At 52.7% G+C, this 13,750-nt stretch carries 12 protein-coding genes; 2 read left to right on the top strand and 10 right to left on the bottom strand.

Translation table 11 applies throughout. From position 1 onward, the window contains the following. Positions 1-53: 53 nt before the first annotated feature. A complete protein-coding gene (locus ACR0LN_RS08710; protein WP_480429084.1) occupies positions 54-389 on the bottom strand; it encodes a hypothetical protein in 336 nt (111 codons plus the stop codon). Positions 390-1,007: 618 nt separating this feature from the next. Next, positions 1,008-1,571, bottom strand: coding sequence for a hypothetical protein (locus ACR0LN_RS08705; protein ID WP_480429083.1), 564 nt, complete (start codon positions 1,569-1,571; stop codon positions 1,008-1,010). A 390-nt stretch (positions 1,572-1,961) separates the two neighbouring features. Between ACR0LN_RS08705 and ACR0LN_RS08700 the strand changes: the two genes are divergently transcribed. Continuing rightward, positions 1,962-2,642 carry an IS6 family transposase gene (locus ACR0LN_RS08700; RefSeq protein ID WP_480429082.1) on the top strand — a complete coding sequence of 227 codons (681 nt, stop codon included), beginning with the start codon at positions 1,962-1,964 and terminating at the stop codon, positions 2,640-2,642. A gap of 331 nt (positions 2,643-2,973) precedes the next feature. Here ACR0LN_RS08700 and ACR0LN_RS08695 read toward each other — a convergent pair whose 3' ends face one another. From ACR0LN_RS08695 to ACR0LN_RS08675, 5 genes are all read right to left on the bottom strand, one after another. After that, the gene (locus tag ACR0LN_RS08695) at positions 2,974-4,470 is read right to left on the bottom strand and encodes a DUF7056 domain-containing protein (RefSeq protein WP_480429081.1); all 1,497 of its coding nucleotides are present in this window, start codon (positions 4,468-4,470) and stop codon (positions 2,974-2,976) included. 10 nt (positions 4,471-4,480) lie between these two features. Beyond that, a complete protein-coding gene (locus ACR0LN_RS08690) occupies positions 4,481-5,107 on the bottom strand; it encodes a class I SAM-dependent methyltransferase (protein ID WP_480429080.1) in 627 nt (208 codons plus the stop codon). Between the two features lies 1 nt (position 5,108). Next, positions 5,109-6,053: a glycosyltransferase family 2 protein gene (locus ACR0LN_RS08685; protein ID WP_480429079.1), complete on the bottom strand. Its 945-nt coding sequence runs from the start codon at positions 6,051-6,053 to the stop codon at positions 5,109-5,111. Beyond that, positions 6,050-7,000: a flippase-like domain-containing protein gene (locus tag ACR0LN_RS08680; protein ID WP_480429386.1), complete on the bottom strand. Its 951-nt coding sequence runs from the start codon at positions 6,998-7,000 to the stop codon at positions 6,050-6,052. The genes ACR0LN_RS08685 and ACR0LN_RS08680 overlap by 4 nt, the downstream gene beginning before the upstream one ends. A 75-nt stretch (positions 7,001-7,075) precedes the next feature. Further along, complete coding sequence (locus ACR0LN_RS08675) at positions 7,076-8,272, bottom strand: glycosyltransferase family 2 protein (RefSeq protein WP_480429078.1); 1,197 nt, start codon at positions 8,270-8,272, stop codon at positions 7,076-7,078. A gap of 1,177 nt (positions 8,273-9,449) precedes the next feature. On the opposite strand from ACR0LN_RS08675, the gene ACR0LN_RS08670 reads away from it, so the two are divergent. Continuing rightward, on the top strand, positions 9,450-9,950 hold the full coding sequence (locus tag ACR0LN_RS08670; RefSeq protein WP_480429076.1) for a hypothetical protein: 501 nt from the start codon (positions 9,450-9,452) through the stop codon (positions 9,948-9,950). A gap of 11 nt (positions 9,951-9,961) precedes the next feature. Here the strand turns inward: ACR0LN_RS08670 and ACR0LN_RS08665 are convergent, their stop codons facing one another. The 3 genes from ACR0LN_RS08665 to ACR0LN_RS08655 form a co-directional block, all read right to left on the bottom strand. Next, positions 9,962-12,706, bottom strand: coding sequence for an AsmA family protein (locus ACR0LN_RS08665; RefSeq protein ID WP_480429075.1), 2,745 nt, complete (start codon positions 12,704-12,706; stop codon positions 9,962-9,964). A gap of 400 nt (positions 12,707-13,106) precedes the next feature. Then, positions 13,107-13,487: a hypothetical protein gene (locus ACR0LN_RS08660; protein ID WP_480429074.1), complete on the bottom strand. Its 381-nt coding sequence runs from the start codon at positions 13,485-13,487 to the stop codon at positions 13,107-13,109. 24 nt (positions 13,488-13,511) lie between these two features. Beyond that, entirely contained in the window at positions 13,512-13,634 is a 123-nt protein-coding gene (locus ACR0LN_RS08655; protein ID WP_010437819.1) for a hypothetical protein, read from the bottom strand. Positions 13,635-13,750: the final 116 nt, after the last annotated feature.

The following is a 13,750-nucleotide window of genomic DNA, read 5'->3' as shown; positions in this document are numbered from 1 at the left end:
CGCAAATCTATTTGACCGGCCTAAAACTTTGCAACAGAACCATGCGTAGGTTATTATGATTGGCAAATGATACATAAAATTCTGTTTTTCAACGGTTTTCCGACGAGGCCCCATAGATAGTCCAGAGTTTTCGCCAGTCGTTCCGGCAGCAAGAAAAAATCAGGAAGGATTTCTATCAATTTCTCGCCGACTTCAGGAAAGATCACCAGCACGGAGGCAAAAAACAGCGAAATCCAACCGGCAACTTTTAACATGAACCTCCCAAAAGAAGTATTTTCCGGGAATTTATGCTCCAGAAAAACAGGGACACTCTCCGCAGCCACGCGTTCACCCCTTTGTATCTGTTGCGTCAGTTTTTTCAGGTCAGTCTTTGAGAGCGCTTCCGGCATAGCTACCATGCTATAGAGAAATTACGGGCAGTTGTGAGTTCAAATTCAGCTTCGTCAGATTGCAATCAACTTTAGTAATCATTCATTAGAAAACAAACTGCGAAGTCATTTCTTCTTTATTGCATGCCTTTTCGTACGAGCCCTGCGCAATTATTCAACTTCATCAGTTGAACGACGGCTTTGCCTAGATAAAGGGTGCCGCTCCTCCTCTTTGCCTTTGGATACTCTGTTGGACAGGATTGGACAGATGCCAAGTTGGGAAAGCATTTAGTCGTTTCGAAAAATCTATTCGCGGTTTCATGTTCTCAATCCCCTCTGCCTGTCCTGTATGGCTAGATTATCCAGGCTCAGTGTGAGCAGTTTTCTCCAATAAGCTAAATTATGTTAAATTGCCTGAGCCACCAGCCATACAGCGTTCAAATTCAGTCTGGTAACATGCGGCGCCTGTATTGCGTAACCGAGGTCTTGGACTAACGACCAAGAAGTAGCATGGTGCTGGCACACGCGTTGCTGGTTTACGGGAGCCTTAGCAACGAAGTACTTCAGGTGAATTCGAATGCTGAGGAATTCACCTGAATCAAGATAGGGACGCAAATCAACTTGGCTCGAGCCGCCAGTTCATAACCCGCCCGGCATGATGGCTTGTTCAATGGCGTCGATTTCCTGGCGGTCCAATTCGGACTTAGCCTCCCATATGACACGCACGTAGTCTTCCTTTAGACTGGCAACAATCCTATCTGCGTCAGAAATCGCCAGGCTTATTACAACCGCTTGCAGTGCCAAGTTAAGTACCGGATCATACATCACTGCATTCCTTCCGACACTCATTTCAGTCGAAACATCGTATACGATATCCCACACGTCTTCCTCGTCGATACAACGTATGAAATGAAAAGGTGCGTTTGGTGCACGCCAAAACTGTAGGACATAGGTTCGAAATTCATCGAAATCAGGATGCTGCTGAATCAAACGCCGCTCTCGGGCGCAGAGCAAGTAGTACTCCAGGAATGCACCGGGACGGTTAGCTTCGTTTGAAAGTCGGATTCCCACAGCAACGAGGTTTCGGAACAACAGGTCGAACTGAAACGGGCCAGCACACATTTCCCGCACGTAGTGTTCACGCGCTTGGGCAAGCGCAATTGAAATTGTTTTGGGGCTCAGGGTGGTGATTGTATTCGTCATAAAGCACTCTTTCTATCAGGTTACGGCAAACCGCCGTTCCCGGAATGTGGAGGCGTTTGAAAAAGAACGAAGCGACGTTCGGTTTTATACTCCTGTGGTCGGCAGCCATTGTGGGCTTTATGAACACTCTATGCATGGTCCAGCGAGCAGCCTGACGATCCCCGCCCTGTAAGGGAATTACTCAGAGCCCAATCGCTTTGGCACGCAAATAGTCTGTTAGCCACACGACGTTATCTGCACGATAAAACGGGTGTCCCTCTCGATGCATGCTGCCAGTATCGATCCTAAGGACGACTGGTTTGCCGGGCTCTGTTGCAAAGATTTAGCTGTTGACGCGTTGGGGTTTCGCGCGTGGATGGCTTTCGGTCCCAACTAGTCGAAAGCCAGTTCATGATCTCCTTCAAAGGCGCACAATATCCCAAGGATGTGATCCTCTTTGCTGTGTTCTTCTACCTTCGATACGGTGTTTCATACCGGGATCTGGAAGAAATCATGTCCGAGCGAGGCGTTGCGGTAGATCACACGACGCTGAACCGTTGGGTGACAAAATACGCTGGTGCAATTGCCGATGTTGCGCGCAGGCGAAAGGGACCGTGCGACCGTTCCTGGAGAATGGACGAGACTTACATCAAGGTGAAAGGCAACTGGGTCTATCTCCATCGAGCCGTCGACAAGCACGGCAAGACGCTTGATTTCATGCTTTCCCCGCAGCGAAACAAACCGGCTGCGACAAAGTTCTTCGCCAGGATGCTGGAGGTCAACGGGCTTCCGAGGAAGATAGTTATCGACAAAAGCGGAGCTAACACGGCTGGCATCAAAGCCATAAACAAAATGCTGAAAGGCTTTGGTTGCCCGATCCCAATCGAGATGGTCAGGCGGAAGTATCTGAACAACATCGTGGAGCAGGACCATCGCTTCATCAAGAGACGAACTCGGCCGATGTTGGGGTTCAAGGCCTTCGCTTCAGCGGCGGCTACACTGGACGGGATCGAAGTGACGCACATGATCCGCAAAGGTCAGCTTACGCCCGGAATCTGTCCGTTTCGTCAATTTGCGGAATTGGCAGCATAAGCAGAGGGTTCGGTACCAACCCTTCGTTCAGTAAGAAACTTTGCAACAGATCCCTTGGAAATTGCGCTTGCTCAAAAAAAGCATGATCGCGGATGGGGACGACGGCGAATGAGGTACCCTGCATCTGAAAAGCTGGAGATCATTCGTCTGATCGAAAACTATTCGGTGCGAACAATCGTCAGATCACGCATGTTCGTCAATTGGACCTCATAGTTTGCGACACATCCCAGCTCGCTAACGTTACCTAGGCGATGGGCAATACCCAATAGACTCTCCAAGTCGTTCCGGCATACGCCCCGGGTGCGCCCAATGCGTCCGTGCACAGAAAGCTCTAGTCTGAATAGATGCCTTTGAAGAGCAGGGCACGCTCGGATTTTGTCGGTAAGAGCTCGGGATTGGTTTCGAATGGCAGCATGATGTACTGCGTTAGAAAGCCGTAGTTCGCCTCCAGTGCGGATTGGAATACCGCGCCCAATTTGTCTGTTCGATAGGTTGAAATCACAAGATGAGGTTCAGCGCCGAGCAGTGCGTGGTAGAGAGTAGAGTTCTGCCCTTCTTCGTTGGTTTTGATGACGGCTTGGGCATCAAGCCAGAGGCGGGGCTCCATACGACGGCTGGGGATCATACCGATGCCGTCGAAATAGGTTTCGTCTTTCGCAAGCTGCGCTTCTGCCTGTCGAACAAGCGCTATTTGAGCACTGTTATCATGGTTCAGATACTGCACATTCCGAACGGTGCTCAGTACGGCGATCACTATCAGGAGGCCAACCGTAATCAAGGACCATCTTTCCGACTGTCGAAGAAGATCGGTCGCCGCCACGGCACCGTAGATCGCCAGGAAAGGCAAGGCCATGGTGAACACGTATGGCCACGTCTGATCGTGAAAGAAAACAAGTGCAGTGAGCAAAACGCTGTAGATAAGGAAAATACGTGTGGCACTGTCGCGTTTGAGGAAACGTTTGGCAGACAGAAAAAGCCCAAAAACAACTAAACCATATTGCAACGTGTTACGCAAAATCGTCTGCCACACATATGCCTCAAGCCCTTTATAGTAGCTACCGCCATTGAGTGCGAGTTCGGCGGGTCCCAGGAAGAGTACCTCCAGAACCTGCGGCATCGCTGAGCCGCCGAGCAGGGCGCCGTAGACCGCTATGGCGAAAGCCCAGCCCAGAATAAGCTGGCCTGCGCGTTTGACTGCACGGGCGAAGGACATCATGCAGATTGCATCAACCACCAGTGCCGCGCCCAGGGCGAAGTTGAAATAGACCGATTTCTGCGTTGTTACGAACGCAAGCCCGCTGAGCAGACCCGCAATGAGAAGGATTTTGGCGCGGTCAGTTTCGTATCGGACGATAACCAGCACGGCCATCGCCGCAAACAACGTGGCAAGTGGTTCGGATCGGAGACGAAACCCTCGCTCGATGAAATTGCTGAAGCTCAGCAAGAGCGCTATGGCTAGCAAAGCCGTGATACGTTCATGACCCAAAGCGCGGGCGCATTTGTAGATGCACCAGGTCAGCGCCAATGCTAGACCTGCCGTGGTCAGTCGGCCCGTCATCAGCATAGACGTGGCATCCCAGCCGATTAGGTGAGAAAGCTCATAAAAAACGGCGTAGCCGACCGCTTTTTTGGGCCAGATATACTCAAACGTGCCGTCAAACAGGTAGACCGGTTGGGTAAAGTGCCAAAACTCGTCCATCACAAAACGGGTGTTGACCGCCAGCACGAGCATGATGGCGATTTTCGCAAGTACGAAAACCCAGATCACCAACGACAGCTTTTGTTCCTGGCTAACAGCGGAAGGCTTGGTATAAGCGAGCGCAGTCATACCTTGTGCCCTATCTCACGACTTTGAAGGCGTGGTTCTGTGACCAAGGTTTGATCGATTGTTCCGCCGCGATAGCGTCTGGTCCAAAAACCGAAGTGATCAGTTCGCGCTGCTCGTCCATGGTCATGTAGGCCACGTTCTTGTCGCCACCAATGTGAACATCTGCAATGTAACAGGCCGCATGAATTGGCGTTTTTCGTCTCAGCCAGTCCTTGAACACGAGAATACCGCCCGGCATCAACAGCTTTTTTGCGGCCTCCAGGATGTCCGTGCGGATTGGACCCGGAACGTGGTGCATAACATCGTTGATTACAACCAGGTCGAACTGCCCGGCGCATTCTTCGGCAAGGTCCTGAGCGTCGATCTGACGAAATTCTGCACGGTCTCCGTCAAACATACGTCCTAAATGCGGGATAATATCGATGCCCAGATAGGAAGCATGAGGGAAATCCCGGCATAAACGCTCTGCCAAGGCTCCCTCGCCGCACCCGATTTCACAGATAGCTGTTGGATCTGCCCAACCCTGAATACAGTCCGTCAGGTTCTCCAAGTCAATGAAAACACGGCGGTATAGCTCCGAGACTTGCCTCTCATAGGGGCCAAAAGCACGCCGTACACTTGCTCCAATCGAACCCATTTCATGTTCCTCGTTTCAGTCCCAATTTCAGTCGGGGCACCAGTCTGTTCAAAAGCTGGGTGGTCATGAAAAAATCGCGCCATTCGAACGGTCCAAGTAAGAAAAACGAACGAAGGGCGGAACCAACACCACGCAGGCTGCGATGATGCAAGCCTGCCAAACAAACGTTGAGCGCGTTGGCCGCTTCTGCGCGCTTGCGAGCACGTGTCGCCAACCGTTCCGGGAGATGCGCCAGATGACGGTCGAGCGGTATCTCCAATTGGCGTTTGAAGGATTGCAAGTCTCGCGACCCAGTCATGGTCAGGGATTCTGGATGAATCCGAAACGCCGAAGCATGTTCGGGGTCCCAAGCCAGACCGTTCTGCGCGAGGCTCAGCCATAGATCCCAATCTGCCGTGTACCAAAGCTCCTCATCAAGGCCGCCCTTGCCCAGAGCAGCATCGCGCCGGAACATGACCGCAGGCAGCGCCAAGGTGTTTTGCACAATGAGGTGCGAAAGCGCTTCTTCGGAAGTTAGGATACACCTTGCGTCCCCAAAAGGCGGGCACATCTTCCCCACAATTTTCCCCTGGGTGTCGATGAGATCGGCACCATGCACCCAGATGTCGACGTCTTGAAAACAAGTACTTATCTCTTTCAGAAGTGCTGCACGCTTCGGCAACCAAATATCGTCCTGGTGCAGCATTGTGACGAGCGGCGCGCGTGCCTCATGCAGGCCGATATTTGTGTTCTCTGTCCACGAACTGCCACCGGGATTGTCGATGATTCGGATTGGAAGGCGGTTCTGCGCCTCCCGAAGAATCTCGCGGCTGCCATCGGTTGAACCTTGGTCCACGGCGACAATCTCAAGCCCGTCGCATTGTCCAGCAATGGATGACAGCGCGGTATCCAGCGTCGCTCTACCGTTAAAGATAGGCATGATCACTGATAGCCACGGCCGCGTCACGGAGCGCTCCGCTTTTGCATTTGGAGACCGGAGAGCAAGAGCGGCACAACCAAGAAAAAACCCAAGGTCGAGACCACCCGCAAGGCCAAAGCGGCTTCGACCGCTTGATCGAACGGCACGCCTTCGCGTACGAGCACGCCCGCCCAGGTCACTTCCACTACCCCCAATCCACCTGGAAAGACGGGCAGCGACATAAGAAACAACACCAAGGGATAGGCAATCAGAAGCGGCAGGACGTCCACGCCCGCGATGACGCCGAGCAGCAAGACATTCAGCGCGGCAAGGACGGCATATCCAAGAAGGCTCAGCGCGGTGACTGATATCAAGATGCGGTCCGGCAGCTGCGCTGTTCTTTCGAAGCCTGTCCGCAAGCGGGCGGCGGCTTGAGACAAAAATGACGTCCCCTGATCCGCGATACTCGCCAGCAGCTTCGACGCCAACTGAATGCCAACTCTAACGAAGACAACCATGGAGGCCAATATGAGCATCGCGGCTATGGCATCAATCACCCAGCCAGCCGTTGGCACCAGAAACAAAAAGCTCAAAACTGCCGCGCTAACGAGGACGAGAAGCTGAAATGTTTGCTCCAATGCTGATGTGCCCAAAGACCGCAAGACCGGGATATCAAATCGCGATGCAAACCAGGCGCGAATGACCGGGGTGCAAAGTTGGATCGGCAGGATTTGCCCAGCAATGGCGGCCGATGTTGTCGCCGCCGTCGCATGCTGCAGAGAAATGGTTTCGCCCTGTTGGGAAACGGCCTTAAGCAACACTCTCCAGCGCACCGCCGCCAAGATGACGATTGTGGCTTGGACAAAGGCGATGACACCATAGGCCCAAATGGGAATGCGGGCGCACAAAGTTACAAAATTAGCGAAAGACGCGCCGCTACCCAAAAAAAGGGCGATCATCCCAAGAATCGCGCCAACCGTGATGGACAACGCCATCCAGATCCGGCGCCGCTTCGTGTCAGCCCGTTCTACAATGTTTGCCCCCTTCATCATGTGACCCGCCTGCTTTGATCAAACACTGATAGCAAATAGATGTCGGGAGCGGTTGCCAGATACTACCGATAGCAGGAAACCGGCAAAGAACACCTGTGCGCCGACCACGCACATCGTTCCGGCTGCGATCATCGACCGCATCGCACTGAGGCCCGTATAGTCCGACGCGATCCACCCGAACGTGATGGTGCTGATCCAGGTCAAGCCGCCCACGATCAGAACCAAGCCCGCCAAGAGCCAGTATTCCAGACGCGACGCGTTGAGAAAAACCAGAGCGCGTTTGCTGGGGCGCCGAATAAGCTCTTTGTAATTGTAAAGCTTTGCAAAAAGACCCATCACTATCGTCTGCACTGAGATGATCATTGCAGCACTGGCCATGACGGCCCAGTGGCTGCCAAAGAAAAACCCGCCGATCTTCACTAGTTCTTCACCGCCTGCAACAAGCAGAGCGGTCATTATGACAAGCCCAAGCAGGCCGAGTACGATGCCCGGTCCCATGAAAAGCCAGCTCGGGCTCAGCAACAACATGTAGATGAGGTGCCGCATCCCATCGCGCCAAGGATTCAGATGCGGTGGACGGCCACGTTCATCAGGAGACAGGGTGACCGGCACTTCTGCAATCTTGTAATCCAGCAGGACCGATTTCAGAAGCATTTCGGAGGCAAACTCCATTCCTGATGAGGACAGGTTGAGACGCTCTAACGCGGGCGCGGTCAAAGCACGTAAGCCACAATGGGCATCGCCAATATCGGTTTTGAAAAGAACACGTAGAACACCAGAAAGCGCCGGATTGCCGATGTACCGGTTCTTCCAGGGCATTGCGCCGGGCTTTATACCACCGCGAAATCGGTTGCCCATGCACAGATCAGCACCTTTCAACAATTCCTCAATCATCGGAACCGCTTCGACGAAATCATAAGAGCAATCACTATCGCCCATCACCAGGTATTGCGATTTCGCCGCGCCAAACCCGGCGATCAAGGCCGCACCGTAGCCGCGTTCTGTCACATGCACGACCCGCGCACCGGCACGATTGGCGATGTCTTGACTGCCATCATCGCTGCCATTGTCAGCAACGATCACCTCTCCGGAAAGACCAAATTTTTCTTTGATCCCAGCCAGAGCTTCTTGCGCGCGCAGAATGCACTTCTCCAGTGTTGCGGCCTCGTTGAGACACGGTAAGACAAAGGCAACTGAAATGGTTTCGGTCTTCATGAGCCCCTCGTTTGCCACTAAGCTAAGTTTCGAAACAGTTAGTTTCCGATACAGCAGGTTTTTGTGTCGAGATTGGGGCGTGCATCGTACTGTTTTAAGAATTGAACGCTGAGGGTTTGTGATTGCTTCAGAGACCCTTTGGCATTGTCAGGTTATTTTTGATGGCGCGCGAGACAGGAGCATTGCATCGATTTCGAAGCATCGTCACCGAGCCTTCAGTCGCGACGGATTGAAGGCGTATCGCGTGGCTTGAAGTCGGTGAGGTCGTCGTGAAGAACAAATCCACTTGCACGCGTTCAAGTGGGAACCCAATCGGCCTGGACCTGACGTCCGAAGAGAGTCGCCTACTATTCTCAAAGGTTCTTAATGCCGGGTCGGATACTTTTTCGTTCTTGATTGGTTGCCAATTGATGCCAGAGAGACAATTCGATTTAAGACGCATCCGGTTTCAATCAACAGTAACTCAATCACCGCTTTGGTCAGTGAGACAGCAAAATCATCGCCTAAGTTCACGCCTAGTAGAAAGTGTACTCAAGCACCTGCATTTCCAATTCTTCCTGCCTGTCTTGCCCTCACAAAGCTAAAGAGAACCAACCCACAGATGGCCACGTAAGTCCGGGCATGGCTGACCTGAGGTAAGGCCATCTAAGACCAAGACTTGTTGTTGATCCCTTTTCCGAATTATTTCGGCGAGTTGAGGGTGTTGCGGCGGACAGCGGGTTTTGTTGAATAGGGGCACCGATCACCCCGTGCGGGTGATGCCACCCCGTTTTCAACAGGGCGCGGAATTTGCGGAAATTCCGGCGATGACAGGCGATCTGCGGGGCGGCAAAACGTTGTCCCGACAGAGGTCTCGGGCAAACATGTGAAGTCTATGTCGGCTGCTTAGCAGCCGTTGGCGCAGCGCGCGGCGAAAGTGTTGGAAAAGCCCATTCTGCAAAATGCTGCGTGAGGTACGATTATCAGCTTTGCGCAGAAAGCGGACTTTGCAAAGTGCAGCGCACTGCTCAAAGTGGGCAATCCTTCCAATAGCAGCGTATGCGGTTTTGAGCTGGAAGCAGACTTCACGGTTGCGCTCTGACAATTTGTGTCCTGGTGAAGCTTTTCCTGTATCGTTTGATTGATCTTCTTTGATCGGTAGGATGGGTAAACCTTCAAGACTAATCCGGGGTCAAAAATGTACAGATATGTGCTGACAACGTTGGCTTTGTGTTGTGCAAGCTTACTTCATGCCGCTGGTATGGAACGGTGGGGCGAATCCGGGGACTGGACAATCCTGATTGATCCCGAAAAGGGCAACGGCTGTCTTGCTTGGAAATCCTTTGAAAATGAAATGACCGTTGAAATCGGCGCAGCACCCAATCAGGCCGGCGGCTTTTTTGCCGCTTTTAATCCGGCCTGGGTTCAAATCGAGGACGGGGCGACCGGGACCGTACAGTTCGATTTTGGTGATGCGAGATTCGAAGGCGAAGCGGTGGGTATCTTCAAGAATGGAGTTCCTGGTGGCTACGCCTTTTTCGACAACCCTGCGTTTGTAACCGAGTTTGGAAAACGCCAAAGCGTCACGATTATTGGCGAAAGTGGCGCCGAGGTTGAACTCGACCTCAGTGGATCTGCAAAAGCCATTGAGGCCGTTCTGGCGTGTCAGGCCGAACAGCCGGAACCACTGAAGAACTAAGTAGCGTCCAATTATTGCAATTGATTGATGTCTGGCACACAAGGTTGCCTGTCGGCAGGCATTGCATCAGCGCCTTCTGGAGCCTTGTTTCTGGACCCGCCCACATCCAGCTTGAACTTTGGCGACGAAAGCTGGCCAGTCACATCAAAGGGCCAGGCGCTTCGGGATAGGGGTTTGCCAACGCGCCGCGGCTCAGCTCTAATTGCAATGCTGTCGTTCAGCCAGTCCACTTGCCCCCTTGCAACCAATTGAACCGATCCTGTTTCAATGACGATGGAGTTTGAACTGACTTGGCCGACCTGGATATCAACCGGGGCAACAACGCAAGTTATGTCGGTGTAACCCTGCCGAAACTCTTCTGAAAACAGCCAGGGGAAAATACCCAGCCCCGCCAGTTCCAATAGGCTGGTGCTGATATAGCCCTGCGACATCGACAAAGACGCGTTGCCGCGCATGGAGTTGATGAAGGCCTTACCCGAGGTGATGCTGCCTGAAACGTTGAACTCTCCGCTCAAACGGCCATAAGCATCAATACCAATTCCCAATTCATCAAGGATCTCACCGAATTCCCATCCCGAGGTCGATCCCGACAAGGAAAGCCAATCGGGTGAGTCAATCAGATCCATGACCGCCCGAAGGCTAAAGTTTCCGCCGCCATAGGCCATTTGAAGAGGACCAAAATCCACGGTTCCGTCTTTGGCAGACAACTGGCTTGAAACAGATGTTACGCCTTGCTGGCCTACAATCTCTTTGAAGTCTATCTGTACCTCGACGTCAGTTTCTCGCAGAACACGTTGCAGATCCAGAAGATCGGCAGGTTTCCCTTTCTCCTTTGGCAACACCAGGGGCTGAACGTCTGTTTCCTTCGGCAAAACCAAAGGCTGAACTTCGGCTTCAGGTTCTTTTGATGCCTCGCCTACCAGGCCTTTCAGTTGGTCCAGCACGGCGGTCAGGTTCTTAAGGTCGTTGAGATCGAGCGTCTCGCTCGTAATGTTGCCACGGACGACGGATGCACCTTCGGGAAACCGCGCATCCAAAGCCGCCAGAAGATCAGAAGACCCGGCTTTGAACTGGATTGCGGCATCAAAGTCTTCGCCCTGCCTGGAGGTTTCAGCATCGATAGCTAACGCTCCGATTTCGACAGGTTGCAAGTTGAGCGCGGTCAGAAACTGGGCACCGTCGTCGACATCCAGTTCCACGTCGAAATCGAGACCGGCCAGTCCTTTTAGCTCGTTGACAGATAGTGCGAGATCAAGCGCCCAGAGATCGGTGTCGTAAGTGGTCGCGTAAAACCTGTTGAGTGAAACCGGCCCGCCCGCATTGGATATGTTGAAATCGGCTTTGATGCCGCCGAACTGGTCAACATAACCTTCATCGAGGTTGGGCAAAATCAACTTGGCGGGTCCGTCGAGCACACCATCGAAAGTTACGTCCCGGAGTTGGAGAAGATCGAGGATTTCACCTTCGGCTTTCAGGACAGGCTCTTCAATTGGACCGGCTTGCAGCGCGATGCCAAGCATGGCGAGCCGGCCGTCCGGCATGCGGCGAATGCTTTCGATAGAGGATGGACCGATTACGTCCAGACCTTGGTCGAACGCATTGGTTTGGAACAGCAACTTCTCGAATTCGAAGGAAGCCAGGGATCCGACCATATGCATGTCAAAGCCCGTGAACTTCAATTCCTGGATACTTTTAGCTGCTGGTGGCGGCTGTCCTTCCGGATGTAGTCGCGCGTTGAAAAGCAGATCGACGCCCTGAGCGGTGTGGATGTCATCTATTGAACCTTCAGCTTCGAGTTTCTGTCCATCTTCCAGGCTTACGGTGGTTGTAAACGCTTCGATCTTCAGAGCGTCCTGAGACACGAGCTCAGCCTGCAACTGGCCATTGCCTTCCAGAACGCGTTCCAGCCCGATGACGTCTAGAAAATCACCGAATTCACCTGTGTCCATTTCCAAGACAGCCCGATAGCCACCCCCTTCGTCTTCCGAGAACGCCTCGCCATCGTAGCTTACGGTCATTTCCCCAAAGCTGGCGCGCGTCGTAAATGGCGCGTCGCGAGGGTAGTCGCCTTCGATTTCGAAACCCTGACCGTTGACGGAGCCGGATCCAGAGACCTTTGTTCTTTGTCCACTATCTACTTGTTCGAGCGTGAGTGACTGAAGGTCAAACACAAACGAGAAGCCCGAGACCTTGTCGTCGATGTTTAACCCGATTGACGTGAAGCTGACATTCTTGTCGCTCAGAAAGTTCAGGATTCCGCTGCCTTCTGTGTCGCTCTCCTTGGTACTATCAGCGCTAGCGACGTCTTTTTGGTCATCCGCTGATACAGGTTCTTCGGACACGGGCTTGGGCGTTGGCCTGTCTTTTCGCCAGCTTGTTGTGCCGTCTGCGGCTGTAAGAATATTTGCTTGGAGACCTTCCACGACGAGATTGTCAAAATGCAGACGCCCATTGGTCAAAGCGACAATATCCAACTCCAATTCCAACAGGTTCAGTTCTACAAGTGGTGACTCCGGCATTGTCTGGCTCGGGATGACCACCCCACCGACGTAAATGTGACTGACGCGGCCGAGCGCGACGCTTACATCATCGTTGACCAACAGGGGCCGACCAATTTGTTCCGAAAGAACTTGTTCAATAAGGCCGCGCCGCATGTCCGAGAACATCGGAGCAGCAAGCAACAACCAAACAAAGGCGACAGTTGTGACAGCGAGAATTGCGACAAGCCCAATTATTCTAATTAGCCAAACCTTCATGCGCTCCCCTATCGCCGCTTTCGCCCTTCAGTCTCTGACAAGCAGATATTCGGCCCACCTAACTGAACGCCCCTTCTGAACCATTTTCAGGTCGGTTGGGCCGTTTCACTATTCGTCTTAGATAGCCCCGCCAGTCGCTTTTGTTCTTCCCATAAGTACACTTGCCCTATTGGTTGTAGCCTCTTTGGAAGTCTGGATTGGTCCAAAAGTCTGAACGTCATCGACCTATTGGACGCGCGTTGCTGAAAAGATAGTAAGCGCAAAATGTACAAGAAGGGCTTTTTTCATCGCCAGGTCCGGTGTCCGGGTTTTCAACTTGGGCCGGGGTTCACAGAAAGATCGCCCCGGCCAGCGTCAGGACAAGCGAGGTAATTCTTGCCGTGAAACATCGTACTTTCATCTAGTTGAGAAGATCACCGACGACGCCGACGGCATCAACAACGGTAGACAGGTCATTCGTAACTTCGAGGACTTCGCCATCGACCTGAATGTAGCGGTTTCCTTTGCCCGGCTCCTTCAGCTTCCATTTGGAAAGATCCCCAATATCCTCGAACTCCAGATTAGATGGGAGCTTGGCACCGCGCGTGTAGCGTTTGATCTGACCAGGTGGGATAGTCTTTGGGCCTTTTCCGGGTTTGTCTTCAATCTGAATACTGACATCACCGTCCTTGCCCCCCTTGTTCGGCTTTTTACCCTTGTTGTCTTTGGCATGGGCATCGCTGCCTCCAAGGGTGAAAAACACAACTGATAAGGCTGCGAGAATTCCGTATACGATCTTCATAGACTTTTCCTTTGCTTCCTAACTTCATTCAACCGGAGTTGAAAATTCCGGCACGCGCTTCAGGGCTTCGATCATGTCCGCGCTCGTCATCAGTTCGATGAACGTGTAGTATTTCAGAACCCCTTGGCTCAGACGCGAAGAATACATGGCCTGCACTATCCAAAGAGCGAGCCAGTGCTGCGCAGCCGATTTCAGCTACGCAGCAGACAGGTCACAATGCGCCTTCGTCGCCCAGGAACTCGATTCCAGCCGTTGCGCCATCA

The sequence above is a fragment of the Ruegeria sp. AA6 genome (assembly GCF_056542865.1).
This window is presented reverse-complemented; position numbering and strand designations above follow the sequence as displayed.